The sequence below is a fragment of the Pseudomonas brenneri genome (genome assembly GCF_007858285.1).
Lineage (GTDB): Bacteria > Pseudomonadota > Gammaproteobacteria > Pseudomonadales > Pseudomonadaceae > Aquipseudomonas > Aquipseudomonas brenneri.
The window spans coordinates 170027-195233 of sequence record NZ_VFIL01000002.1 but is presented as its reverse complement, the minus strand read 5'-3'; the positions used below and the strand labels follow the sequence as shown (position 1 = coordinate 195233).

At 59.4% G+C, this 25207-nt stretch carries 31 protein-coding genes; 13 read left to right on the top strand and 18 right to left on the bottom strand.

The window, feature by feature from the left end; all coding sequences use genetic code 11:
* Positions 1-592: 592 nt before the first annotated feature.
* On the top strand, positions 593-2101 hold the full coding sequence (mqo, locus tag FJD34_RS04185) for a malate dehydrogenase (quinone) (RefSeq protein ID WP_032860070.1): 1509 nt from the start codon (positions 593-595) through the stop codon (positions 2099-2101).
* Positions 2102-2268: 167 nt separating this feature from the next.
* Here the strand turns inward: mqo and FJD34_RS04180 are convergent, their stop codons facing one another.
* The 3 genes from FJD34_RS04180 to FJD34_RS04170 all read right to left on the bottom strand — a co-directional run bounded on the left by FJD34_RS04180 (position 2269) and on the right by FJD34_RS04170 (position 3674).
* The gene (locus FJD34_RS04180; RefSeq protein ID WP_090292023.1) at positions 2269-2556 is read right to left on the bottom strand and encodes a PA4642 family protein; all 288 of its coding nucleotides are present in this window, start codon (positions 2554-2556) and stop codon (positions 2269-2271) included.
* 89 nt (positions 2557-2645) lie between these two features.
* Entirely contained in the window at positions 2646-3113 is a 468-nt protein-coding gene (locus FJD34_RS04175) for a WbuC family cupin fold metalloprotein (protein ID WP_032860072.1), read from the bottom strand.
* Between the two features lie 3 nt (positions 3114-3116).
* On the bottom strand, positions 3117-3674 hold the full coding sequence (locus FJD34_RS04170) for a hypoxanthine-guanine phosphoribosyltransferase (protein WP_029291749.1): 558 nt from the start codon (positions 3672-3674) through the stop codon (positions 3117-3119).
* A gap of 165 nt (positions 3675-3839) precedes the next feature.
* On the opposite strand from FJD34_RS04170, the gene upp reads away from it, so the two are divergent.
* Together upp and FJD34_RS04160 are read left to right on the top strand one after the other, a co-directional pair.
* Complete coding sequence (upp, locus tag FJD34_RS04165; RefSeq protein WP_032860073.1) at positions 3840-4478, top strand: uracil phosphoribosyltransferase; 639 nt, start codon at positions 3840-3842, stop codon at positions 4476-4478.
* A gap of 2 nt (positions 4479-4480) precedes the next feature.
* Positions 4481-5755, top strand: coding sequence for a uracil-xanthine permease family protein (locus FJD34_RS04160; protein WP_032860074.1), 1275 nt, complete (start codon positions 4481-4483; stop codon positions 5753-5755).
* Between the two features lie 130 nt (positions 5756-5885).
* On the opposite strand, the gene hisC is transcribed toward FJD34_RS04160, so the two are convergent.
* The 10 genes from hisC to FJD34_RS04110 all read right to left on the bottom strand — a co-directional run bounded on the left by hisC (position 5886) and on the right by FJD34_RS04110 (position 13847).
* Complete coding sequence (gene hisC, locus FJD34_RS04155; protein ID WP_090292026.1) at positions 5886-6938, bottom strand: histidinol-phosphate transaminase; 1053 nt, start codon at positions 6936-6938, stop codon at positions 5886-5888.
* Between the two features lie 3 nt (positions 6939-6941).
* The gene (gene hisD / locus FJD34_RS04150; RefSeq protein WP_029291757.1) at positions 6942-8258 is read right to left on the bottom strand and encodes a histidinol dehydrogenase; all 1317 of its coding nucleotides are present in this window, start codon (positions 8256-8258) and stop codon (positions 6942-6944) included.
* A 128-nt stretch (positions 8259-8386) separates the two neighbouring features.
* Positions 8387-9022: an ATP phosphoribosyltransferase gene (hisG, locus tag FJD34_RS04145; protein WP_003188599.1), complete on the bottom strand. Its 636-nt coding sequence runs from the start codon at positions 9020-9022 to the stop codon at positions 8387-8389.
* Between the two features lie 141 nt (positions 9023-9163).
* Entirely contained in the window at positions 9164-10429 is a 1266-nt protein-coding gene (gene murA, locus FJD34_RS04140; RefSeq protein ID WP_032860076.1) for a UDP-N-acetylglucosamine 1-carboxyvinyltransferase, read from the bottom strand.
* 23 nt (positions 10430-10452) lie between these two features.
* A complete protein-coding gene (locus FJD34_RS04135; protein ID WP_010567702.1) occupies positions 10453-10692 on the bottom strand; it encodes a BolA family protein in 240 nt (79 codons plus the stop codon).
* A gap of 114 nt (positions 10693-10806) precedes the next feature.
* On the bottom strand, positions 10807-11112 hold the full coding sequence (locus tag FJD34_RS04130; RefSeq protein ID WP_032860077.1) for an STAS domain-containing protein: 306 nt from the start codon (positions 11110-11112) through the stop codon (positions 10807-10809).
* Positions 11109-11762: an MlaC/ttg2D family ABC transporter substrate-binding protein gene (locus FJD34_RS04125; protein ID WP_032860078.1), complete on the bottom strand. Its 654-nt coding sequence runs from the start codon at positions 11760-11762 to the stop codon at positions 11109-11111. Before FJD34_RS04125 ends, FJD34_RS04130 begins: the two co-directional genes overlap by 4 nt.
* Before the next feature lie 11 nt (positions 11763-11773).
* Positions 11774-12241: an outer membrane lipid asymmetry maintenance protein MlaD gene (gene mlaD / locus FJD34_RS04120; protein ID WP_032860079.1), complete on the bottom strand. Its 468-nt coding sequence runs from the start codon at positions 12239-12241 to the stop codon at positions 11774-11776.
* Positions 12241-13038 (bottom strand): lipid asymmetry maintenance ABC transporter permease subunit MlaE, encoded by a 798-nt coding sequence (gene mlaE, locus FJD34_RS04115; RefSeq protein ID WP_032860080.1) that lies wholly within the window; start codon positions 13036-13038, stop codon positions 12241-12243. The genes mlaD and mlaE overlap by 1 nt, the downstream gene beginning before the upstream one ends.
* The gene (locus FJD34_RS04110; protein ID WP_090292028.1) at positions 13038-13847 is read right to left on the bottom strand and encodes an ATP-binding cassette domain-containing protein; all 810 of its coding nucleotides are present in this window, start codon (positions 13845-13847) and stop codon (positions 13038-13040) included. Before FJD34_RS04110 ends, mlaE begins: the two co-directional genes overlap by 1 nt.
* A gap of 288 nt (positions 13848-14135) precedes the next feature.
* On the opposite strand from FJD34_RS04110, the gene FJD34_RS04105 reads away from it, so the two are divergent.
* The 10 genes from FJD34_RS04105 to FJD34_RS04060 all read left to right on the top strand — a co-directional run bounded on the left by FJD34_RS04105 (position 14136) and on the right by FJD34_RS04060 (position 21146).
* Positions 14136-15110, top strand: a complete 975-nt coding sequence (locus FJD34_RS04105; protein WP_090292030.1) for a KpsF/GutQ family sugar-phosphate isomerase — start codon at positions 14136-14138, stop codon at positions 15108-15110.
* The gene (locus FJD34_RS04100) at positions 15111-15635 is read left to right on the top strand and encodes a KdsC family phosphatase (RefSeq protein ID WP_032860082.1); all 525 of its coding nucleotides are present in this window, start codon (positions 15111-15113) and stop codon (positions 15633-15635) included. It begins immediately after the preceding gene.
* 8 nt (positions 15636-15643) lie between these two features.
* A complete protein-coding gene (gene lptC / locus FJD34_RS04095; RefSeq protein ID WP_032860083.1) occupies positions 15644-16216 on the top strand; it encodes an LPS export ABC transporter periplasmic protein LptC in 573 nt (190 codons plus the stop codon).
* Positions 16203-16736: a lipopolysaccharide transport periplasmic protein LptA gene (lptA, locus tag FJD34_RS04090; protein ID WP_029291790.1), complete on the top strand. Its 534-nt coding sequence runs from the start codon at positions 16203-16205 to the stop codon at positions 16734-16736. The genes lptC and lptA overlap by 14 nt, the downstream gene beginning before the upstream one ends.
* Positions 16736-17461 (top strand): LPS export ABC transporter ATP-binding protein, encoded by a 726-nt coding sequence (gene lptB, locus FJD34_RS04085; protein ID WP_029291791.1) that lies wholly within the window; start codon positions 16736-16738, stop codon positions 17459-17461. The genes lptA and lptB overlap by 1 nt, the downstream gene beginning before the upstream one ends.
* Positions 17462-17645: 184 nt before the next feature.
* Complete coding sequence (locus tag FJD34_RS04080) at positions 17646-19139, top strand: RNA polymerase factor sigma-54 (RefSeq protein ID WP_065944203.1); 1494 nt, start codon at positions 17646-17648, stop codon at positions 19137-19139.
* Positions 19140-19214: 75 nt separating this feature from the next.
* A complete protein-coding gene (hpf, locus tag FJD34_RS04075) occupies positions 19215-19520 on the top strand; it encodes a ribosome hibernation-promoting factor, HPF/YfiA family (protein ID WP_032860085.1) in 306 nt (101 codons plus the stop codon).
* A gap of 12 nt (positions 19521-19532) precedes the next feature.
* Positions 19533-19997: a PTS IIA-like nitrogen regulatory protein PtsN gene (gene ptsN / locus FJD34_RS04070; protein ID WP_032860086.1), complete on the top strand. Its 465-nt coding sequence runs from the start codon at positions 19533-19535 to the stop codon at positions 19995-19997.
* Positions 19998-19999: 2 nt separating this feature from the next.
* Entirely contained in the window at positions 20000-20857 is an 858-nt protein-coding gene (gene rapZ, locus FJD34_RS04065; protein WP_032860087.1) for an RNase adapter RapZ, read from the top strand.
* 16 nt (positions 20858-20873) lie between these two features.
* The gene (locus FJD34_RS04060) at positions 20874-21146 is read left to right on the top strand and encodes an HPr family phosphocarrier protein (protein ID WP_032860088.1); all 273 of its coding nucleotides are present in this window, start codon (positions 20874-20876) and stop codon (positions 21144-21146) included.
* A 147-nt stretch (positions 21147-21293) separates the two neighbouring features.
* On the opposite strand, the gene FJD34_RS04055 is transcribed toward FJD34_RS04060, so the two are convergent.
* The 5 genes from FJD34_RS04055 to FJD34_RS04035 are packed head-to-tail and all read right to left on the bottom strand — an operon-like array spanning position 21294 to position 25067.
* On the bottom strand, positions 21294-22187 hold the full coding sequence (locus FJD34_RS04055; RefSeq protein ID WP_038443334.1) for a ZIP family metal transporter: 894 nt from the start codon (positions 22185-22187) through the stop codon (positions 21294-21296).
* Between the two features lie 31 nt (positions 22188-22218).
* Complete coding sequence (locus tag FJD34_RS04050) at positions 22219-22830, bottom strand: superoxide dismutase (RefSeq protein WP_032860090.1); 612 nt, start codon at positions 22828-22830, stop codon at positions 22219-22221.
* A gap of 1 nt (position 22831) precedes the next feature.
* Positions 22832-23275, bottom strand: a complete 444-nt coding sequence (locus FJD34_RS04045; protein WP_032860091.1) for a hypothetical protein — start codon at positions 23273-23275, stop codon at positions 22832-22834.
* A gap of 27 nt (positions 23276-23302) precedes the next feature.
* Positions 23303-24679 (bottom strand): class II fumarate hydratase, encoded by a 1377-nt coding sequence (locus tag FJD34_RS04040; protein WP_090292032.1) that lies wholly within the window; start codon positions 24677-24679, stop codon positions 23303-23305.
* Entirely contained in the window at positions 24672-25067 is a 396-nt protein-coding gene (locus FJD34_RS04035) for a hypothetical protein (protein WP_032860093.1), read from the bottom strand. The genes FJD34_RS04040 and FJD34_RS04035 overlap by 8 nt, the downstream gene beginning before the upstream one ends.
* Positions 25068-25207 lie beyond the last annotated feature (140 nt).

Below are 25207 nucleotides of genomic sequence, written 5' to 3'. Positions count from 1 at the left end.
ACAGAGAGCCGCCCACACAGATCGAGTGAAGCTGGCGAGCTGGCTGTTTTGTCTGCAAACCTGCGCCTTTACCGAATCTGCCAGAGCTGCCATTGCGCTCGGCCACTTGAGTTGTTTGCCCGTTATGCCGCATGTCGGCAGTGATTTCGGGCCAGGTGCCAGGCTGGGGCAGCCCTTTTTTGAGGTTCACGTCTTCAAAAGAGCGTGAAAAAACGGGTTTTCACAACTTCACAAGAGTGTGGCGAGCAAATGAATAGTTTTGCGTTTGTACAAGCACCATCAACGTCTGGCACTGCCCAACCACACAGGACCGAGTACTCCCCAAGAACCGGAGCTTGAAGCCTGTCCGCTACGGATTTGGTTGCACGATCGGACGTACTTGACCATAAGTCGAATTGCCACAGGGGCCCTGAAATGCGTTCATATGCAGATAAGGCCTGGTCGGCAGCGTCCGCTGAAGTTGCAAAAAAATTGCGAAGAATCGGACATGGCAATCCTGGCCATGGGTAACCTGGGGCATCACGTGAACCGCCCCGTCACTCCTGGCAGCCATGCCGTCAATTTGGTGCTGCAGATTTTGGAGACGCGTTAAATGGCGCATAACGAAGCAGTCGACGTAGTACTGGTAGGTGCGGGCATCATGAGTGCCACCCTCGCCGTACTGCTCAAGGAGCTCGACCCCGGCCTCAAGCTGGAAGTCGTTGAGCTGATGGACTCGGGTGCAGCAGAGAGTTCCAACCCGTGGAACAACGCCGGTACCGGTCACGCCGGGCTGTGCGAGCTGAACTACACCCCGCAGGCTGGCGATGGTTCCATCGACATCAAGAAAGCCGTGCACATCAACACCCAGTTCGAGGTGTCGAAGCAGTTCTGGGCGTACCTGACCAAACAAGGCACCTTTGGCTCAGCCAAGTCCTTTATCAGCCCGGTGCCGCACCTGAGCTTCGTGCAGGGCGAAAAAGGCGTGTCGTTCCTCAAGAAGCGCTTTGAAACCCTCAGCCAGCACCACGCGTTCTCGGATATGCACTACACCGAAGACCGTGCAGAAATGGCCGAGTGGATGCCGCTGATGATGCCTGGCCGCCCGGCTGACGAGAAAATCGCCGCGACCCGCGTGATGAACGGCACCGACGTCAACTTCGGCGCCCTGACCAACCAATTGCTGGCGCACCTGAGCAGCTCGGCAGATGCCCAGGTCAAATACAGCAAGCGCGTCACCGGCCTCAAGCGCAATGGCGCCGGCTGGACCGTGAGCATCAAGGACGTCAACAGCGGCAACACGCGTCATGTCGACGCCAAGTTCGTGTTTCTCGGCGCCGGTGGCGCGGCCTTGCCGCTGCTGCAAGCCTCGGGCATCGAAGAAAGCAAAGGGTTTGGTGGCTTCCCGGTCAGCGGCCAGTGGCTGCGTTGCGACAACCCGCAAGTGGTCAAGCAGCACCAGGCCAAGGTCTACAGCCAGGCGGCTGTGGGTTCGCCACCGATGTCGGTGCCGCACCTGGACACCCGCGTGGTAGAGGGCAAGAAATCCCTGCTGTTCGGGCCATACGCCGGTTTCACCACCAAGTTCCTCAAGTTCGGTTCGTTCCTTGACCTGCCCATGTCGATTCGCCTCGGCAATATCGGCCCGATGCTGGCCGTGGCCCGCGACAACATGGACCTGACCAAGTACCTGGTCAGCGAAGTGATGCAGTCCATGGAACAGCGCCTGGAATCCCTGCGCCGCTTCTACCCCGAGGCAAAAGCCGAAGACTGGCGCCTGGAAGTGGCTGGCCAGCGAGTGCAGATCATCAAGAAAGACCCGAAGAAAGGCGGCGTGCTGCAATTCGGTACCGAACTGGTCGCGGCCAAGGACGGTTCGCTGGCCGCGCTGCTGGGCGCCTCCCCAGGTGCGTCGGTAACTGTTTCGATCATGCTGGAACTGATCGAACGCTGCTTCCCGGCCCAGGCTGCCGGCGAGTGGGCGACCAAGCTGCAGGAAATCTTCCCGGCCCGGGAAAAAGTCCTGGAGACTGATGCCGAGCTGTACCGCAAGATCAGCGTACAGAACAACATCAGCCTGGAGCTGGTTGAGCAAAGCAGCGCGGCCCAAAGCTACGCTTGACCCCTGTAGGAGCGAGCTTGCTCGCGAAAAACCTGAGGACGCCGCGTTTATCCAGAATAAACGCGTCATCGTTAGCGTTCTTCGCGAGCAAGCTCGCTCCTACCAAAGGCAATAAAAAACGCCCCGCTCTCGCGATGAGAACGGGGCGTTTTTTTATGTCTGGATAATCAGCCGCGGACTTGCTCGATCAACTCGATGTACTCGTGCGCATTGCGCTGGTCCTTGATCAGGTCGACGAAGGTCTGGCCGTGCTCGTCCTTGCTATCGAGGTCCAGGCCGGCCTCCTTGAAAAAGGTCAGGAAACGTCCGAAATCGTCGATGCGCAGGCCGCGATAGGCTTTGATCAGTTTATGCAGGGAAGGTGAAGTGGCGTCGACCGGTTCAAAATCCAGGAACAGCTTGATCTGATCGTCGCCGATCTCGTCACCAATCACTTGTTTCTTATCTTTACGCATTGCCGACTCCAGCCTGCAGACATTTACACGGGGGTAGAAGTCTACCTGCGGGACTCAAGGTTCGGAAGCCACGAAAATCGAATGTGGGCTCAGTCGAACTGGGCCAGCATCCAGCGATGATACTCAGCCATGCCGGCTTCGCCTTCACGGGGTGCCCAGCTCGCCAGCTCGCCCTCGCCTACCGGGCGATAAGGGCCAGCCTTGCACTCGAACATCACCGAGTCAGGCTCAAGCACCACCAGGCCATGGAAAACGCCGGGCGACAGATCAACACCCTGGCACTCTCCACCCGCCTGCAAGATGCGCCGTTCGAGAACTTCGCCTGACTCGCTGAAGATCAGAATCCCCAGGCGCCCCTTGAGTACCAGCAGGGTCTCGGCCTTGTCAGCAGTGAGGTGACGATGAGGCTGCACGTAGGTGTGTGGCTGCAAACCGACAGCCATGCGATGGCACGGCTCTTCCATCTGGTGGAAGTTGACGTTCTGCCGGCCACGGGGGCTGGCGGCGGCTTTCTCAGCCAATTCGGCAAACAGAGATTGATCAAGAAAGCGCGCCATGGCTTACATCCCCTTCACAGCAAAGATGCCATTGGCATTACGCCAATAGCCTTTGTAATCCATGCCGTAACCAAAGATGTAGCGGTCGATGCACGGCAGGCCAACGTAATCGGCTTTCAGGTCCGGGCGGGCCTTGCGGTCGTGGTCTTTATCGATCAGCACGGCGGTGTGCACTTTGCGCGCACCGGCGTGTTTGCAGAAGTCGATGATCGCGCCAAGGGTATGACCCTCGTCGAGGATGTCGTCGATGATCAATACGTCGCGGTCGATGAACGACACTTCCGGCTTGGCTTTCCAGAACAGGTCACCGCCGCTGGTTTCATTGCGATAGCGGGTGGCGTGCAGGTAGGACGCTTCCAGGGGGAATTGCAGGTGAGTCAGCAATTTGCCGGCGAAAATCAGACCACCGTTCATCACACAGAACACCACCGGGTTGGTGTCGGCCATTTCGCGTGTGATGTGCGCGCCGACCTTGGCGATAGCCTCTTCGACTTGTGCTTCGGTGTACAGGCAGTCAGCCTCGCGCATGATTTGACGGATATGGTCGAGATCAGCGGACATGGCGCTCTCCAGAGGGGTACTGTGGCAAGAAAAGCGGGCGAAGGTACGCTTCTGGGACGCAACGTTCAAGCCTTTATGGACTAACGTACTGGTTGTCTATAGGACAACACCCTCGGATAGATTAATCTAGGCCGGTTTTTTTGCCCGCCGCCGGAGCCTTTTCCCATGCCCATCCGTGAGATCCGCCACCCGCTGATCCGACACAAGCTCGGCCTTATGCGCCGCGCCGACATTAGCACGAAGAACTTCCGTGAGCTTGCTCAGGAAGTCGGAGCGTTGCTCACCTACGAAGCCACGAAAGATTTACCCCTGGAAAACTACGAGATCCCCGGTTGGTGCGGTCCCGTCCAGGTCGAGAAAATCGCCGGCAAGAAAATTACCGTAGTACCGATCCTGCGCGCCGGCATCGGCATGCTTGAAGGCGTGCTGAGCCTGATCCCGGGCGCCAAGGTCAGCGCTGTGGGCGTAGCCCGCAACGAAGAAACCCTGCAGGCCCACACCTACCTGGAAAAACTCGTCCCGGAAATCGACGAACGCCTGGCGATGATCATCGACCCGATGCTGGCCACCGGCAGTTCCATGGTCGCCACCATCGACCTGCTGAAGAAAGCCGGCTGCAAGGACATCCGCGCCATGGTGCTGGTGGCTGCGCCCGAAGGGATCGCCGCCGTAGAGAAGGCGCACCCGGATGTGATGATCTACACCGCGTCCATTGATGAACGCCTGAACGAGCACGGCTACATCATTCCGGGCCTGGGCGATGCTGGCGACAAGATCTTCGGCACCAAGCAGAAGGACGCGTGAGCATGCAGGATGAATTCAACGACCCGCTTTGGCGCCAGATCCTGTCTGGCGCACAAATGCTCTTCGTAGCATTTGGCGCGCTGGTGTTGATGCCACTGATCACAGGTCTTGATCCAAACGTTGCACTGTTTACCGCAGGTCTTGGCACGCTGCTGTTCCAGATCGTGACCGGACGCCAAGTGCCGGTATTCCTGGCATCGAGCTTTGCCTTTATCACCCCGATCATTCTCGCCAAGGGCCAGTTCGGCCTCGCGGCGACCATGGGCGGCGTGATGGCGGCGGGTTTCGTCTACACCTTCCTCGGCCTGGCCGTGAAGATCAAAGGCACCGGTTTTATCGACCGGCTGCTGCCGCCCGTGGTCATCGGGCCGGTGATCATCTCCATCGGCCTGGCCATGGCGCCGATCGCCGCCAATATGGCAATGGGCAAGAGCGGTGATGGTGCCGAGCTGATTCATTACCAGACGGCGATGATGATCTCGATGCCGGCGCTGCTGACCACGCTGATCGTGGCCGTATTCGGCAAGGGCATTTTCCGCCTGGTGCCGATCATTGCCGGGGTGCTGGTAGGTTTTGGCATGTCGTTCTACTTTGGCGTGGTCGATACCGCGAAGATCGCCGCCGCCCCGTGGCTCGCCCTGCCCCACTTCACCGCACCGGAGTTCAACTGGCAGGCGATCCTGTTTATCGTCCCGGTGGCCCTGGCACCGGCCATCGAGCACATCGGCGGCGTGATTGCCGTGGGTAGCGTGACTGGTCGCGATTACCTGAAAAAGCCCGGCCTGCATCGCACGCTATTGGGCGACGGTATCGCCACCACCACTGCCGGTATGTTCGGCGGCCCGCCCAACACCACCTACGCCGAAGTGACGGGCGCGGTGATGCTGACCAAGAACTACAACCCGAAGATCATGACCTGGGCGGCAGTATTCGCCATCACCCTGGCCTTTGTCGGCAAGTTCGGCGCGCTGCTGCAGAGCATTCCGGTGCCGGTGATGGGCGGGATTCTGTGCCTGTTGTTCGGCTCGATTGCCGCGGTGGGGATGAATACCCTGATCCGTCACAAGATCGACCTGGGCGAAGCGCGCAATCTGGTGATTGTGTCAGTGACCCTGGTCTTTGGGATTGGTGGTGTGCTGATCGGTACCGGTACTGGTCCGGATGATTTCGGCCTCAAGGGCATCGCCCTGTGTGCCGTGGTGGCAATTGGTTTGAACCTGCTGCTGCCGGGCAATGATGGCTGGAAGCACAAGAAGCCGGATGAGCCGTTGCTCTAAAAGCTACGGATTGTCGGTGTTGCTGATGGCCTCATCGCGGGCAAGCCCGGCTCCCACATTGAAGTGTATTCCAATGTGGGAGCCGGGCTTGCCCGCGATGAGGCCAGTCCAGCCAATGTAGATCCAAGCCTTAAAGATCGCCCAAGCCATCGACCAGCGCCTGGTTCTGCTCTGGCGTACCGATGCTGATCCGCAGGAACTGGGCAATCCGCTCCTGCTTGAAGTGCCGCACGATCACCCCTTGCTCACGCAGTTTGGCCGCCAGGCCAGCCGCATCGTGCCGTGGGTGGCGGGCAAAGATGAAGTTGGCCGCTGACGGCAACACCTCAAAACCCTTCTCTCGCAACTGCGCCACAACCTTCTCACGGCTGTCGATGACCAACTGGCAAGTCTTCTCGAAATACTCACGGTCCTCGAACGCTGCTGCCGCGCCGACAATCGCCAGGCGATCCAGCGGATACGAGTTGAAGCTGTTCTTGACCCGCTCCAGCGCCTCGATCAGGTCCGGGTGCCCCACCGCCAAGCCTACCCGCAAACCGGCCAGTGAGCGCGATTTGGAGAGGGTCTGGGTGACCAGCAAGTTCGGGTAACGGTCCACCAGGCTGATCGCGGTTTCGCCGCCGAAGTCGATATAGGCCTCATCAACCACCACCACCGAATCCGGGCTGGCCTTGAGAAGCTGCTCTACCGCATCCAGTGCCAGTACGCAGCCCGTCGGCGCGTTCGGGTTGGGGAAGATGATCCCGCCGTTAGGCTTGGCATAGTCCGCCACGCGGATCTGGAACTGCTCATCCAGCGGCACCGGGTCGGACTTGATGCCATACAGCCCGCAGTAGACGGGATAAAAGCTGTAGCTGATATCCGGAAACAGCAGCGGCAAGTCGTGCTGGAACAGGCCGTGGAAGATGTGCGCCAGGACCTCATCGGAACCGTTACCGAGGAAGACCTTGCCTGCATCGACCCCGTAGTACCTGGCCACGGCCTGCTTGAGCAGATCGCTGTTGGGGTCGGGGTACAAGCGCAGGTTGTCGTTCAGCTCGGCCTGCATGGCTGCCAGCGCCTTGGGCGATGGACCATAGGGGTTTTCGTTGGTGTTGAGCTTGACCAGCTTGGTCATCTTCGGCTGCTCGCCGGGCACGTAAGGCACCAGGTCCTTGACGAAGGGGCTCCAGAATTTGCTCATGCCTTACTCTCCCTTGACGATGCGATATTCGGCGCTGCGGGCGTGCGCGCTCAGCGATTCACCACGGGCCAGCACCGAGGCGGTCTTGCCCAGCTCCGAGGCGCCCTGTGGCGAGCAGAAGATGATCGACGAGCGCTTCTGGAAGTCGTACACCCCAAGCGGCGACGAGAAGCGCGCAGTGCCGGACGTCGGCAGGACGTGGTTGGGACCCGCGCAGTAGTCGCCCAGGGCTTCGCTGGTGTGGCGGCCCATGAAGATCGCCCCGGCATGGCGAATCGACGGCAGCCAGGCTTGTGGGTCGGCCACCGACAGCTCCAGGTGCTCCGGCGCGATGCGGTTGGCGACTTCGATGGCCTGTTCCATGTCCTGCACCAGGATCAGCGCGCCACGGCCATTGATCGACTTCTCGATGATCTCGGCACGTTCCATGGTCGGCAGCAGTTTATTGATGCTGGCGGCCACCTTGTCGAGGAACTCGGCGTCGGGGCTGACCAGGATCGCCTGGGCGTCTTCGTCGTGCTCGGCCTGGGAGAACAGGTCCATGGCGATCCAGTCCGGGTCGGTCTGGCCGTCGCACACCACGAGGATTTCCGAGGGGCCGGCGATCATGTCGATGCCGACCTGGCCGAATACGTGGCGCTTGGCGGTGGCGACGTAGATGTTGCCTGGGCCAACGACCTTGTCGACCTTGGGCACGCTTTCGGTGCCATAGGCCAGGGCCGCAACGGCTTGGGCGCCACCTATGGTGAACACGCGATCAACCCCGGCGATGCAGGCCGCAGCCAGCACCAGCTCGTTGATTTCACCGCGCGGGGTCGGCACGACCATAACCACTTCGGTCACGCCGGCCACCTTGGCCGGAATCGCGTTCATCAGTACCGATGACGGGTACGAAGCCTTGCCACCCGGCACATACAGACCGGCGCGATCCAGGGGCGTGACCTTCTGGCCCAGCACCGTGCCATCAGCCTCGGTGTAGCTCCAGGAGTCCTGTTTCTGCTTCTCGTGGTAGCTGCGCACCCGCGCTGCCGCCACTTCCAGGGCTTCACGCTGAGGCGCGGTGATGCGCGTCAGGGCCAGCTCCAGGCGTTCGCGGGGCAGGATCAGGTCAGCCATGGATTTGACGTCCAGGCCGTCAAACTGGCGGGTAAAGTCCACCAGCGCCGCATCACCGCGCTCGCGCACGGCCTTGATGATGTCGAGCACCCGCTGGTTGACCGAGTCGTCGGACACGCTTTCCCAGCTCAGCAGATGATCCAGATGATGGGCGAAATCCGGGTCGGCAGCGTTGAGTCGGGCAATTGCAGTGGACGTGGTCATAGCGAGGGCCTCAATAGAATTGGCAAAAACTCAGGCGCCCTAAACTAGCAGTCGTTTCCGCTTGGGCACCTGAGAATTCTGGCTATGAGGCGGATAGACGGGCGCAGCTTTTCAGCTACGCGGGTGAGTCAACCGCGGTGTCGAGACTCCACTGCCTTGCGCAGGGTGTCGATCAACGCCTGGATACGGGCGTGCTGCATTTTCATCGAAGCTTTGTTGACGATCAGCCGGGAGCTGATGTCGGCGATAAAGTCCTGGGGCTCCAGGCCATTGGCGCGCAGGGTGTTGCCGGTGTCGACCACGTCGATGATCTTGTCGGCCAGGCCGATCAACGGAGCCAACTCCATCGAGCCGTAGAGCTTGATGATGTCGACCTGACGGCCTTGCTCGGCGTAATAACGCTTGGCGACGTTGACGAACTTGGTGGCCACCCGCAAGCGGCCCTTGGGCTCGACGTCACCGACACGGCCAGCAGTCATCAACTTGCACAGGGCGATACGCAGGTCCAGCGGCTCGTACAGGCCCTGACCACCGTATTCCATCAGCACGTCCTTACCGGCGACGCCGAGGTCGGCGGCGCCATGTTCAACGTAGGTCGGCACGTCGGTAGCCCGCACGATCAGCAGGCGAACGTCGTCCTGGGTCGTGGGGATGATCAGCTTGCGGCTCTTGTCCGGATTCTCGGTCGGCACGATGCCCGCTTCAGCCAGAAGCGGCAAAGTGTCGTCAAGGATGCGGCCCTTGGACAGTGCGATGGTCAACATGGGAAACGTCAATCCTTCATCAGGCTATTGCTGTCCGGTCGCAAACGGCGCCAGACACAGATCGAGGCCATGACAGCCTCGATTTGAAACAAACCAGTGTTTGTAGGAGCGAGCAAGCTCGCTCCTACAGCGCAGCAGGGACTAGCCCGGTACGCGGCGGATTTTTGCGCCGAGCATCTGCAGTTTTTCTTCGATGCACTCGTAGCCACGGTCTATGTGGTAGATGCGATCGATCAGGGTGTCGCCGTCAGCGCACAGCGCCGAGATCACCAGGCTGGCCGAAGCCCGCAGGTCGGTCGCCATTACTGGCGCGCCCTTGAGCTGCTCGATACCGGTGACGATGGCCGTGTTGCCTTCGACCTGGATCTTGGCGCCCATGCGGTGCAGTTCATACACGTGCATGAAGCGGTTTTCGAAGATGGTCTCGATGACAGCACCAGTACCTTCGGCAATCGCGTTCAGGGAGATGAACTGCGCCTGCATGTCAGTCGGGAACGCCGGGTACGGAGCAGTACGCACGTTGACGGCTTTCGGCCGCTTGCCGTGCATGTTCAGCTCGATCCAGTCTTCGCCGCAGGTGATTTCAGCACCGGCTTCGCGCAGTTTTTCCAGGACCGCTTCCAGGATAGTCGGATCGGTGTCCTTGACCTTGACGCGGCCACCGGTCACGGCAGCAGCAACCAGGTAGGTACCGGTCTCGATACGGTCCGGCATGACCTTGTAGGTCGCGGTGTGCAGACGCTCTACGCCATCAATGGTGATGGTGTCAGTGCCAGCACCGGAAACCTTCGCGCCCATGGCGTTCAGGAAGTTGGCCAGGTCGACCACTTCCGGCTCGCGCGCGGCGTTTTGCAAGACGCTGCGACCCTTGGCCAAGGCAGCGGCCATCATAATGTTCTCGGTACCGGTCACGCTGACGGTATCAAAGAAGAAGCTCGCACCACGCAGGCCGCCTTCCGGCGCCTTGGCCTTGATGTAGCCGCCTTCGACGTCGATGGTTGCGCCCATGGCTTCAAGGCCACGGATGTGCAGGTCCACCGGACGCGAACCGATGGCGCAACCGCCAGGCAGGGCCACTTCGGCTTCGCCGAAACGGGCGACCATCGGCCCCAGCACCAGGATCGAGGCACGCATGGTTTTCACCAGTTCGTACGGTGCGATCAGGGTTTTGATGGTGCGCGGGTCGATTTCGACCGACAGTTTCTCGTCGATCACAGGCTCAATGCCCATGCGGCCGAACAGCTCGATCATCGTGGTGATGTCGTGCAGGTGCGGCAGGTTGGCTACGGTAACCGGGCCATCGCACAGCAAGGTAGCGGCCAGGATCGGCAAGGCCGAGTTTTTAGCCCCGGAGATACGGATTTCGCCATCAAGACGGGCACCGCCGGTAATAATCAATTTATCCATAAGAATCTCGACGCCTTGGGGGCTCAGGTGCGCTCGGCCCAGGCCGCGCGGCTGAAAAATTTCATAGTGACCGCATGGATGCTGCCATCGGTGATCCACGGGTTCAAATGGGCATAGATCTGCTGCTGACGCTTGACCGGGCTCAATGCCGCCAGTTCATCGCTAATCACGTTCAGCTGGAAATTGCAGCCTTCGCCTTCAACTGCAACCTCAGTATTCGGCAGCTTTCCTTCAAGAAAGCTTTTAACTTCTAGGGCCTGCATGCTCAACCTCTATCGGCGCCCAGTGCGCGCGGGTCGCACATCATACAAAAAAGCCCCGCGCCTGCGAACCCCGCATAGCAGGACTCTGACGGGGGGCTTCTTCAATAATGTGTATTAAGGATGCGCCAACAGCTCGGTCAAACCGCAAACCTGGGCGATTTCCCGCATATCCTCGGGTAATGCGCGAATACTGACAGGTTTGCTGACTGCGGCGGCGTCACGTAGGAAACACAAGAGCAATGACAAGCCAACACTGCTGGACTTCACCACCGCCGAGCAATCGAGAACCAATGCCGGCGCGGTGCTGGCATTGATCAGCGCCTGGCCCTGCTTGCGCAGAGCCGGCCCGGAGCTGTAGTCGAGCACGCCACTCAGGAGCAACTCGCCGGGCTGGCCTTGACGAACAGCCGACTCAGTCATGGGGCCTGCTTCTCTGCGGCTTCTTCGGTCACTTCCTTGGCCTTGGCCACTTCGCCAGCCCAACCATTGATGGTTTTGTCCAGGTCGTTGCCATTGCGCTGCATGGCGTCGGCAAACTGGTCACGGAACAACTTGCCGATGTTGATGCCGTTGATGATCACGTTGCGCACTTTCCACTCACCATTGATTTTCTCAAGGGTGTAGGAAACCGGATACACCGAGCCATTGTTGCCCTTGACCTGCATATCCACGCTGGTGCGGTCGCCAGACTCATCCTTGGCCGGGGAAACCACGATGCCCTGGTTGTTGTATTCCAGCAGGGCGTTGCCGTAGAACTGCATCAGGCTGCGCTTGAAGTTTTCCTGGAAGCGTTGCATCTGCTCAGGCGTAGCCTTGCGCGAGTACTTGACGGTCATGATGCTGCGGGAGATGCCGTCAGCGTCGACCACCGGCCCCACGATCCCGTTAAGGGCGTCGTAGAACGCGCCTGGGCTCTGCTTGTACTTGTCCTTGTTCGCGGCAAGGTCAGCCAGCAGTTCTTTGGTGGTTCTATCAATAATGTCGTGCGCCGAAGGCGCCGCCACGGCGTTAGCCATCAATGGCAAGGCTGCCAACAGCACCAACAGGCCACGTCGCAAGGTAGAGATCATGAACAAACTCCTCATTTGGCGTCTTTGCTAACCGTATTAAGCAGGAATTTACCGATCAGGTCCTCAAGCACCAACGACGACTGTGTGTCATGAATGGTCGAGCCATCCTTGAGCAAGGCTTCTTCCCCGCCCACGCTGATACCGATGTACTTCTCGCCCAGCAGACCCGCCGTGAGAATAGATGCAGTGGAGTCATTCGGCAGATTATCTACCTTCTTGTCCAGTTGCAGGGTCACTCGGCCGGTGAAGCTGTCGCGGTCCAGATCGATTGCCGTGACCTTGCCGATGGTCACACCGGCCATGGTCACTTTGGATCTGACCGTCAAACCGGCGATATTGTCGAAGTAGGCGTAAAGTTTATAGGTATCGGCGGCCGGGCTGGTCGACAAGCCGCTGACTCGCAGGGCGAGCAACAGTAAAGCCAGGATGCCAGCCAGCAAGAAAAGGCCGACACCGATTTCCACAGTGCGGTTTTGCATCAGAAATCTCCAAACATCAAGGCGGTCAAAATGAAGTCAAGGCCCAGTACCGCCAGCGAGGCGTACACAACGGTCTTGGTGGTGGCACGACTGATCCCCTCTGAAGTGGGCTCACAGTCATAGCCTTGGAATACGGCGATCCAAGTCACGACAAAGGCGAAGACGATGCTCTTGATAATGCCATTGAGCACGTCACCGCTGAAGGTCACGCTGTTTTGCATGTTGGCCCAGTAGGAGCCGTCGTAGACCCCCAGCCAGTCCACCGCCACCCACGAACCGCCCCAGATCCCGACCACGCTGAAGATCATCGCCAGCAGTGGCAGGGAAATGAAGCCGGCCCACAGGCGCGGGGCAACAATGTACTTGAGCGGGTCCACGCCGATCATTTCCAGGCTGGACAACTGCTCGGTGGCCTTCATGTTGCCGATCTCGGCGGTCAACGCAGAACCGGCACGCCCGGCAAACAGCAATGCCGTGACCACCGGCCCCAGCTCACGCAGCAGCGTCAGCGCAACCATCTGCCCCACCGCCTGCTCGGAACCGTAGCTGGACAGGATATTGAAGCCCTGCAACGCCAGCACCATACCGATAAAGACACCGGAGACCACGATGATCACCAGGGACATCACGCCCACCGAATGCAACTGCTTGAGCAGCAAGCCAAAACCACCGCCAATACCGCCGCGGCCAAGCAAGGCGTGAAACAGGAAAATCGTCGAACGCCCGAGCACTTCGAGGATGTCGATGCCGGAGCGACCGAAAAGACGAACCTTCTCGATTAAAGATGTCTTGCGCATCAGCGCGTCCCCAGAAGATCTGAGCGGTAGTCCGCTGCCGGAAAATGAAAAGGCACCGGGCCATCAGGATCGCCGGTCATGAATTGGCGAATGCGCGGGTTGTCAGCGTTCATCAGTTCTTCAGGCGTACCCTGTCCCAACACCTGGCCATCACCGACAACATAGAGGTAGTCGGCAATGCTCGCGGTTTCGGCCAGATCATGGGAAACCACGATACTGGTGATACCCAGCGCATCGTTGAGCAGACGGATCAGACGCACCAAGACACCCATGGCGATGGGGTCCTGGCCGACGAACGGCTCGTCATACATCAGGATCTGGGGGTCGAGGGCAATCGCACGCGCCAGGGCGACACGCCGTTTCATACCGCCAGAGAGTTCATCTGGCATCAGGTCGATGGCACCGCGAAGGCCGACGGCCTGCAGTTTCAGCAATACAATGTCACGAATCATTTCTTCGGACAGTTGGGTGTGCACCCGCAACGGGAACGCGACGTTTTCGAAAACGTCGAGATCGGTGAACAGAGCGCCGCTCTGAAACAGCACACCCATGTGCTTGCGCGCATCGAACAGGTCACTGCGCGACAGGGTCGGCAGGTTCTGGCCGTTGACCCAGACTTCCCCGGCGGTGGGACGCAACTGCATGCCCATCAGGCGCAGCAGGGTCGTCTTGCCGCAGCCGGACGGCCCCATGATGCCCGTCACCTTGCCGCGGGGAATGCGAATATCGACATTATTGAAGATGCTGCGCGTACCGCGCTTGAAGGAAAGGCCCTTCAGCTCGACCGCGTAGGCGTTATCGGCACTCATCTAAACTCCTTGGGATGCAGCTTCTCACTCAGACACCATGCTTGGGACAACTGCTTGCGACAGTTAGACACATGTGGACTGCGCGGACCGAACTGGCGGCGAACTATATCACTGCTGACATAAAGCGCCCAAGGCCGGAGCAGCGCTTGTTCAGAAAGAGGACAGGTAAAAAGCGCAATTGAGACTGATCTCGCGCTCAAGAAGCACAACACCTGACGAACTTGCGTGAGGGAATTGATCATTACCGCTATAATCGCCGACTTTTCGTCAGGCTATACGATTTCAGACATGAGCCAATCCAGCGACCTTATTCAATCCGCACAACGCACCATCCGCCTCGAACTTGAAGCCGTAGAAGGCTTGCTGGCCCATATCGACGCAGATTTCGTACGCGCCTGCGAGATGATCCTGGCCAGTAAAGGCCGGGTTGTCGTGGTCGGCATGGGCAAGTCAGGCCATGTCGGCAACAAGATTGCCGCCACCCTGGCCAGCACTGGCACCACCGCATTTTTCGTGCACCCGGCCGAAGCCAGCCATGGTGACATGGGCATGATCACCCGTGATGACGTGATCCTGGCCCTGTCCAACTCCGGCACCACCAACGAAATCGTGACCCTGCTGCCGCTGATCAAGCGCCTGGGCATCAAGCTGATCAGCGTGACCGGCAACCCGGATTCGACGCTGGCCAAGGCCGCCGAAGTGAACCTGAACGTGCACGTGGCCCACGAAGCCTGCCCGCTCAACCTGGCGCCGACCTCCTCCACCACCGCCGCCCTGGTCATGGGCGACGCGCTGGCCGTGGCCCTGCTGGAAGCCCGCGGTTTTACCGCCGAAGATTTCGCCTTTTCCCACCCTGGTGGCGCCCTCGGTCGTCGCCTGCTGCTGAAAGTGGAAAATGTGATGCACATCGGTGATGAGCTGCCACAGGTACAGCGCGGCACGCTGCTCAAGGACGCGTTGATGGAAATGACCCGCAAGGGCCTGGGCATGACGGTGATCCTGGAAGCCGACGGGCGCCTGGCCGGGGTCTTCACCGACGGCGACCTGCGCCGCACCCTGGACCGCACCATTGATATCCATACCGCGACCATCGATCAGGTCATGACCCCCCACGGCAAGACCGCCCGCGCCGAAATGCTCGCGGCTGAAGCCCTGAAGATCATGGAAGACCACAAAATCGGCGCCCTGGTGGTGGTCGACGATGCCGATCACCCGATCGGCGCCCTGAACATGCACGATTTGCTGCGCGCAGGAGTGATGTAAATGAGCAACGACCTGTTGCAACGGGGCAAGGCCATCAAACTGGCAATTTTCGACGTGGACGGCGTGCTGACCGACGGCCGCCTGTACTTTCTCGAAGACGGCAGCGAATTCAAGACCTTCAACACGCTGGACGGCCAGGGCATCAAGATGTTGATGGCCTCCGGTGTGCAAACCGCGATCATCAGTGGTCGAAAGACACCCGTTGTGGAACGCCGCGCACAAAACCTGGGGATTCCTTACCTCTACCAGGGGCGCGAGGATAAACTGGTGGTTCTGGATGAGCTTCTTGGCAAACTCAACCTAAGCTATGAGCAGGTCGCCTATCTGGGCGACGACTTGCCTGACCTGCCGGTGATTCGTCGCGTAGGCCTGGGCATGGCCGTGGCCAACGCCGCGTCGTTTGTCCGCGAGCATGCCCACGGCATCACCCAGGCCCGTGGCGGCGAAGGCGCCGCCCGCGAGTTCTGCGAGCTGATCCTGCGTGCCCAAGGCAGCCTTGAAGCGGCCCACGCCGCCTACCTATAGAGCCTTCTATGCTGAGCAAAAAGATTCGTAACTTCCTGATATTCGGAGCCATCGCCGCGCTGTTCCTGGCGGTGGGCTACTGGAATATCAGCCCGGAGCGCTTCCTCGACCAGCCTGTTGTGCAGGCCGACCAGGGCGCCATCGACTATTACGCCACCAACGCCTACAGCGTGCAGTTCCTGCCTGACGGCAAGGTGCAATACGAAATGACGTCGGACAAGGTCGAACACTTGAAGGCTTCGGAGGTCACATTGCTGACCAATCCCGACCTGAACCTGTATCGCGGCACCGAATTCCCGTGGCATGTCACCAGCAAGCGTGGCGAGGTCAACCCGGACGGCACCGAAGTGGAGCTGATCGATTCGGTGCGCGTTGCGCGCACCGACGCACAGAACCGCGAGACCATCATTACCAGCAGTCGCATGACCGTATTCCCACAGAAGCAATATGCGCAGACCGAGCAAGACGTTAGAATCGACGGCGCTGGCGGTGTATCGACTGGCAAGGGAATGAAAGCGTATTTGAAAGAAAGCAGGATACACCTGCTATCGAACGTAAGAGGACAGTATGAGGCTCGTTAAAACCCTCCCTATTTTGCTCGGTCTGGGCGCAGCACTGGGAAGCGTGAGCGCCTGGGCTCTGCCGAACGATAGCCAGCAACCGATCCACATTCAGGCTGACGATGCGCAACTGGATGACAAGCAAGGTATCGCGACCTACAAGGGCGATGTAATCATCACCCAAGGCTCGATGAAAATTACCGGCAATACCGTGACCCTTACCCGCACCCCGGCCGGCGACATCGACGTCGTGACCTCGGTGGGCAACCTTGCCTATTTCGAACAGAAGCAGAATGCCGCCGATCCAGGTCCGATCAAAGGCTACGGCGTAACCATCCAGTACCACGCGCCGCAAAACCGCATCGTACTGACTGACCGTGCCAAAGTGATCAGCAGCGACGGTAACTCGACCGAAGGCGAGAAAATCGTCTACGACACCGTCAAGCAAGTTGCGACTGCCGGCCGCGCCAATGGCACCAAGGTCACCGCGCCACGTCCGCGCATTGACATGGTTATCCAGCCGAAGAAGAAGGCCCAGTAATGGCAACCCTGAAAGCCCAGCATCTGGCCAAGGCCTATAAAAGCCGTCAGGTCGTGCGCGACGTCAGCCTGTCGATCGACAGCGGCCAGATCGTCGGCCTGCTTGGCCCCAACGGTGCCGGCAAGACCACCTGCTTCTACATGATCGTCGGCCTGGTCCAGGCTGACCAGGGCCGTGTTTTGATCGACGACCTGGACGTCAGCCATCAGCCAATGCACGGTCGTGCACGGGCCGGTATCGGCTATCTCCCCCAGGAGGCGTCGATCTTCCGCAAACTGTCAGTGTCCGACAACATCATGGCGATCCTTGAAACCCGCAAGGAACTGGATCGCGACGGACGCCGCCAAGAGCTGGAAAGCCTGTTGCAGGAGTTCCACATCAACCACATTCGCGACAACCTCGGCATGAGCCTGTCCGGCGGCGAGCGTCGTCGTGTGGAAATCGCCCGCGCCCTGGCCACTGCACCGAAGTTCATCCTGCTCGATGAACCCTTCGCCGGTGTCGACCCGATTTCGGTTGGCGACATCAAGCAGATCATCCATCACCTCAAGGCCAAGGGGATCGGCGTGCTGATCACCGACCACAACGTGCGTGAGACCCTGGATATCTGCGAAACCGCGTACATCGTCAACGATGGCCAACTGATTGCCGAAGGTGACTCCGCTACCATCCTGGCCAACGAACTGGTCAAGGAAGTGTACCTGGGGCACGAATTCCGCCTGTAAACACTGTGGTGTCAGGACATTCGCCATCAGGCGCGGGAGTCAATAAAAACCTCATTATTTTTATTGTTACCGCGCTCTAGGCAAAGCCCCCGATATCAGGCATATAATTTGCTTATGTTTGGCGCTCACGCGCCCTGTCGTGGATGGCGCATTGCGCCGGCGAATAAGGTGTTAAGCCCCTGCCATGAAACCATCGCTAGTCCTGAGAATGGGCCAGCAGCTGACGATGACACCGCAGCTGCAACAGGCCATCCGCCTGCTCCAATTGTCGACCCTGGACCTGCAACAGGAAATCCAGGAGGCCCTGGAGTCCAACCCGATGCTCGAACGCCAGGAAGAAGGCGACGACTTCGATAACGCCGACCCGCTGGCCGACAACATCGAGCAAAAACCCAATACCGACGTCCAGGAGCCGTCCTACCAGGAAACCGCACCCACGGTAGATAACCTGGAAGAAGGCGAATGGAACGAACGCATTCCCAATGAACTGCCGGTGGATACGGCCTGGGAAGACGTCTACCAAACCAGCGCCAGCAGCCTGCCCAGCAACGACGATGACGAGTGGGACTTCACCACCCGCACCTCCGTTGGTGAGAGCCTGCAGAGCCACCTGCTGTGGCAATTGAACCTCGCCCCGATGTCCGACACCGATCGCCTGATCGCCGTAACCCTGATCGATTGCATCAACAATCAGGGCTACCTGGACGAGACCCTCGAAGAAATCCTTGAGGCTTTCGACCCGGAACTGGATATCGAGCTGGACGAAATCGAAGCAGTCCTGCACCGCATCCAGCAGTTCGAGCCTGCCGGCATCGGCGCCCGCAACCTCAGCGAGTGCCTGCTGCTGCAACTGCGCCAGTTGTCGGCCAAGACCCCATGGCTGGCCGAAGCCCAGCGCCTGGTCACCGATTACATCGACCTGCTGGGCAGCCGCGACTACAGCCAGTTGATGCGCCGGATGAAGCTCAAGGAAGACGATCTGCGCCAGATTATCGAACTGGTACAGAGCCTCAACCCACGCCCCGGCTCGCAAATCGAGTCCAGCGAAGCCGAATACGTCGTCCCCGACGTGATCGTGCGCAAGGACAACGAGCGCTGGCTGGTGGAACTGAACCAGGAGTCGGTGCCGCGCCTGCGCGTCAACCCGCAGTACGCCGGTTTCGTACGCCGGGCCGATACCAGTGCCGACAACACGTTCATGCGCAATCAGTTGCAGGAAGCGCGCTGGTTCATCAAGAGCCTGCAAAGCCGTAACGAAACCCTGATGAAAGTGGCTACCCAGATCGTCGAGCACCAGCGCGGCTTCCTGGAATATGGCGACGAGGCGATGAAACCGCTGGTACTGCATGATATTGCCGAAGCGGTTGGCATGCATGAATCGACCATTTCCCGGGTAACCACCCAGAAGTTCATGCATACACCACGGGGAATTTATGAACTGAAATACTTTTTCTCCAGCCATGTCAGCACCTCCGAAGGCGGCGAATGCTCGTCCACGGCGATCCGCGCGATCATCAAAAAACTGGTTGCCGCGGAAAATCAGAAAAAGCCGTTGAGTGACAGCAAGATCGCTGGTTTACTGGAGGCACAAGGCATTCAGGTCGCCCGTCGAACCGTCGCCAAGTACCGCGAGTCCCTTGGGATCGCGCCTTCCAGCGAGCGTAAACGGTTGATGTGACGGGCGGGCCACAGCGTTCCAGTGGCGGGTATTCCTACCCGCCGCTTTATGCACTGGCAACGAAGGAGAAGCTGTATGCAAGTCAACATCAGTGGACACCAACTGGAAGTGACCGAACCGCTGCGCGCCTACATCAGCGAAAAACTCAAACGAATTGAGGGGCATTTCGACAAGATCACCAATGTGCAAGTCATCATGTCTGTCGAAAAGCTGAAGCAGAAAATCGAAGCCACCTTGCGTATACCCGGCGGGGAAGTAGTCGCCAATGCCGAGCATTCAGACATGTATGCCGCCATTGATGACCTGACCGACAAGCTGGATCGCCAAATCAAAAAGCATAAGGAAAAGCAGCAGAGCCTTCTTCAAGGCACAGGCCGCTAACACTCCCCACCCATGATTCGACTTGAAACCATCCTGACCCCCGGCCGTTCCCTCGTGAACGTGCCGGGCGGCAGTAAAAAGAAAGCCCTCGAACAGATTGCCAACCTGATCGGCCGCGAAGTGCCTGAGCTGGATACGCAAGATGTGTACGAGGCCCTGATTGCTCGTGAAAAACTCGGCTCGACCGGTTTTGGCAACGGCATCGCTATTCCACACTGCCGCCTCAAAGGCTGCGAAACCCCGGTCAGCGCCCTGCTGCACCTGGAGGCCCCCATTGATTTCGACGCCATCGATGGCGCCCCGGTTGACCTGCTGTTTGTCCTGCTGGTCCCGGAAGCCGCTACCGATGCACACCTGGAGCTGCTCCGGCAGATCGCCAGCATGCTCGACCGTGAAGAAGTACGTAAGAAGCTGCGCAGCGCTAGCACCAACGAAGCGCTGTATCAGGTTGTCCTGGATGAGCAAAGCGGGCAGTAATCATGCGTTTGATCATCGTCAGCGGGCGTTCCGGCTCGGGTAAAAGTACTGCCCTCAACGTGCTTGAGGACAATGGGTTTTATTGCATCGACAACTTGCCGGCAGGCCTGCTGCCCGAGTTGGCCGAACGCGCACTGATCCATACCGAGCTGGCGCAACCGCTGGTGGCTGTATCGATCGACGCACGCAACCTGCCCAGCCACCTCACGCGATTCCCGGAACTGCTTGAAGAGGTACGCGCCAAGCATATCCATTGCGACGTGCTGTACCTGGATGCCGACGAAGAAACGCTGCTCAAGCGTTTCTCGGAAACCCGCCGTCGCCACCCGCTGAGCAGCCCGCACCGTTCGCTGGCCGAAGCCATCGAGGACGAGACCAAGCTGCTGGGGCCAATCATTGATTTGGCTGACCTCAAGATCAACACCACCAGCCTGAACCTTTACCAACTGCGTGACGCCATCAAGCTGCGCCTGCTGAACCAGCCGGAGCCCGGCACGGCCTTCCTGGTTGAATCCTTTGGCTTCAAGCGGGGTATGCCGGTAGACGCCGACCTGGTGTTTGACGTGCGCTGCCTGCCCAATCCCTACTGGAAGCCGGAACTGCGCGATCAGTCTGGGCAGGACCAGCCGGTGGCCGAGTACCTGGCAGCCCAACCGGATGTCGAGGAGATGTTCCAGGACATCTCCAGTTACCTGCTCAAGTGGCTGCCGCGCTTTGCCGCCAGCAACCGGGCCTATGTCACCATCGCCATCGGCTGTACCGGCGGGCATCACCGCTCCGTCTACCTGACCGAGCGCCTGGGCCAGGTCTTGCAGAAAACCCTCAAGAATGTCCAGGTTCGCCACCGCGACCTCAGCTGAAAGGAACACCTTCGCGATGCCCGCTCTGGAAATTGAAATCATCAACAAACTGGGCTTGCATGCCCGCGCGTCGGCCAAATTTGTCGGGGTTGCGGGCCAGTTTCCTTGCCTGGTCCGTGCCGGGCGTACGCCAGAATCCATGGTCGACGGCAAAAGCATCATGGCGATGATGATGCTGGCAGCCGGCAAGGGCACCACGATCCATCTGAAGACCGAAGGTGAGCAGGAACAGGAAGCGCTGGATGCACTGGTGAAGTTGATCAATAACTACTTCGATGAAGGCGAATAGCCCGCCTTTCCTGAATGCAGCACCAATCAATGTGGGAGCGGGCTTGCTCGCGATAGCTGGGTGTCAGCCGAATATATCTGACTGACCCACCGCCATCGCGAGCAAGCCCGCTCCCACGTTGGTTTTGTGCAACGCCTGAATAAAGGATCAGCCCAGCGCTGTATCCATGGCCATCATCAGACAAAACCCGATGCACAGCCCCAGGCTGGCCAGCTTGTCATGGCCATTGCGCCGCGACTCGGGAATCACTTCATGAGTCACCACCAATAGCATCGCCCCAGCCGCCAGGGCCAGGCCCAAAGGTAATAGCATCTCGGCCAGGCTGACCAGCCAGGCACAAAGCACGGCAAACACCGGCTCCACCAGCCCGGACGCCGCGCCAATCAAGAAAGCCTTGACCCGCGACATCCCCGCCCCTGCCAGCACCAATGCAATCACCAGCCCCTCGGGCACATCCTGCAAGGCGATGCCCATGGCCAGGCTATCCGCATCAGGCATGCCGCCACCGGCCGAGACACCCACCGCCATACCTTCGGGAATGTTGTGGGCAATGATGGCAAACACAAACAGCCAGATACGCGGTGGAATCACCGGTTTGTCGGGCGTACCGACCAGCATCTCCGGGCTGGCCCCGGAGACCTTGCGGTCCACCAGGAACAAACCGAACGCGCCCAACATGATGCCAAAACTGATCAGCCCGCTGGAGGCCCAGGGCGTCAATCCCAGGTTTTCGGCGGCGGCGATTCCCGGCACGACCAGCGAAAACGCCGTCGCCGCCAGCATCACCCCGGCACCAAAGCCCAGCAATGTGTCGCTGACCGCCAGCGGCATCCGCCGGATCACCAGGACCGGCACCGCGCCCAATGCCGTACCCAGGGCACAAATTGCGCCACCCTGCAGGGCCCGCAGAATCCGTGGCTCCAGGTTCAGCCAGGCCAGCCCGTGGGCCACCAGCAATGCAGTTCCCGCCAATAGCAGCAACGAGCCAAACGCATAACGGAACATTCGCACGCTGCTGATCGCCAGTGTTTCAGTGCCCATAGTCGGCCTTAGATCTTGTTATGAGAGGGCATTAAGCCAGTGCAGCCTGGTAGCGCTCAGCGACTTCCGGCCAGTTGATCACACTGTAGAAGGCGTTGATGTATTCAGGGCGGCGGTTTTGATAGAGCAGATAGTAGGCGTGCTCCCAGACATCCAGGCCGAGGATCGGCGTATTGCCGTTCATCAATGGGCTGTCCTGGTTGCCACTGCTTTCGACGACAAGGGTCTTTTGTGGGGTGACACTCAGCCAGGCCCAACCACTGCCAAAACGAGTCAGCGCGGCCTTGGTGAATGCATCCTTGAACGCGTCAAAACCACCCAACTGCGCATCAATCGCCTGGCCCAGGACGCCCTCGGGCTTACCGCCACCCTTGGGCGACATGACCGCCCAGAACAACGAGTGGTTGGCATGCCCACCGCCTTGGTTGATCACCGCTGCGCGCAGTTTTTCCGGCAATTGCTGGACGCTGGAGACCAGCTTCTCTACCGGCCAGCCGGCAAATTCAGTGCCTTCGACGGCGGCATTGAGGTTATTGATATAGGTCTGGTGGTGCTTGGTGTAGTGGATTTCCATGGTTTGCGCATCGATATGCGGTTCCAGGGCATCGTAGGCGTAAGGCAAGGCAGGCAAGGTGTAAGTCATATCAATGGGCTCCATAAAAAGGGCTGTTGCGGGTCGGCACATCCGTCTGCGCCGTATTGCTGCCCAGCAAGCGATGGGTACGGGGGTACTCGCCGTGATCGCTGATGAAATTCAACAGTTCAACGTAGGTCTTGCTGCTCTGGCGCAAGGCCGCCTCGCGCAAGGCTTGCGGCAGCCGGGTGTCCTGCATGGTCTGCAGCAAGCGCTGGTGAATGGCGCAGAGGTATTCGGCGCTTTCTTCAGGCTGGTTCAGGCGCAGATGCAGGTCCGCCAGGTTGTGATGGGAAATGACACAAGCTGCCACGGCTTCGTCGGCATCACCCCAGCGCTCGAACAACACTTGGGCCAGGGCCAGCGCCTGCAGGTAATGCTCGCGGGCATCCACCAGTTCGCCCTGCATAAAGCAGCGATTGGCCCGTTCGATCGTGCGTTTCCAGTGCTCCATGGTGAGCCTCCAAAGCAGGGTCGGTGATTACACACCGCCCGCCGTGAGCTTTTCCGGGTCCAGCAGGACCTCCAGTTGGCTGCGCGGCAAGTCGGTGTGTTCGAGAGCCACATCAATCACCGGCCGGCCTTGTTGATAGGCTTTCTTGGCGATTTCAGCAGCCTTTTGGTAACCAATGATCGGGTTGAGTGCGGTGACCAGGATCGGATTGCGCGACAAGGCTTCCTTGAGCTTGGGCTCGTTGACCTTGAAGCTGGCGATGGCCTTGTCTGCCAGAAGGCGGCTGGAGTTGGCCAGCAACTCCAGGCTGCCGAGCAAGTTCTGGGCGATGATCGGCAGCATCACGTTCAGCTCGAAGTTGCCGGACTGCCCCGCAATCGTGATCACGCTGTCATTGCCGATAACCTGTGCCGCAACCATCGCGGTGGCCTCCGGAATCACCGGGTTGACCTTGCCCGGCATGATCGAAGACCCCGGCTGCAGGCCTTCGAGTTCGATTTCACCGAGGCCTGCGAGTGGGCCGGAGTTCATCCAGCGCAGGTCGTTGGCGATTTTCATCAGCGTTACGGCAATGGCTTTGAGTTGGCCGGAAACAGCCACGGCGGTGTCCTGGGAGCCAATCAAGGCGAACAGGTTCTTGCCCGGTGTGAAATGCACTTGGGTCAGGTTGCTCAGTTGCTGGCTGAAACGCGCAGCAAACTCAGGGTGTGCGTTGATTCCGGTGCCTACCGCAGTACCGCCCTGCGCCAAGGCTTGCAGGCTTGGCAGCAGGCCTTGCAGGTGACCGATATTGGCCTTGAGCTGCTGCGCCCAGCCCTCCAGGACCTGGCTCATGCGCACCGGCATGGCATCCATGAGGTGCGTACGCCCGGTCTTGATGAACGGATGGACTTCAACCGCCTTGCGCTCGATAACTTCAACCAAGTGCAGCAGCGCCGGCAACGTCTGCTCATGCAGCACCAGCGCAGCGCTAACGTGGATAGTGGTCGGGATGATGTCGTTGCTGCTTTGCCCGCAGTTGACGTGATCGTTTGGGTTGACCGGCTCACCCAGCAGGCGGCTGGCCAGGGTCGCAATCACTTCGTTGGCATTCATGTTGGAACTGGTGCCGGAACCGGTCTGAAAGATATCCACCGGAAAGTGCTGCATGAAGTCGCCTTCCAACAAGCCTTGGGCTGCCTCGACGATGGCTTTGCCCTGGCCTTCGCTGATCTGCTTGAGATCGACATTGGCCTTGGCGGCCGCAGCCTTGGCCAGGATCAGGGCGCGAATGAACTGGGTCGGCATGCGTTGGTGGCTGATCGGAAAGTTGTTCACCGCACGCTGAGTCTGGGCGCCATACAAAGCCTCTGCGGGGACTTGCAACTCGCCCATGCTGTCGCGTTCGATACGGGTATTACTCATCGGAAGATCCTTGCACCAAGTCGGAGTGAGAAATAGACGGCAACAATTCACAGGTCGCCAATTGCCAGGCAAAGGTCTGCCAGCGCTTGAGGCGGCAGGCACAGTGAGAAAGGTTTTCCAGGTCCCGCAGCGGGCGCCAGGCCTGGTCCAAGCACACGGAGCGCCAATGCCAGGGCAAGGCGATATCACTGGCGGTGTCAATCAGCAGGCGGAACGAGGTCTCGGCAATGGTCCACGGGTGTGTGGCCGTACAGCAGGCCAGATAGCGCCCTTCGCTCAAGTAGTGTTCGATCAGGCGTGGCTCATCAGGGTTGAGCCCGCAGCGAATCTGACGACTCATCCAGCGCCAGCTTTCCAGGTAGGGATCCTCGTGCAAGACAGAACTCATGACCCACGCTCATTCGATAATGATATTTATTATTAAATGATATTGAGAATCAAAACAAGCTATTGAACCTATACCTTTTTCGGCCTTGTAATATTCCAGGCAAAAAAAAGCGCCACCCCAAGGGGTGGCGCTTCTGTGCA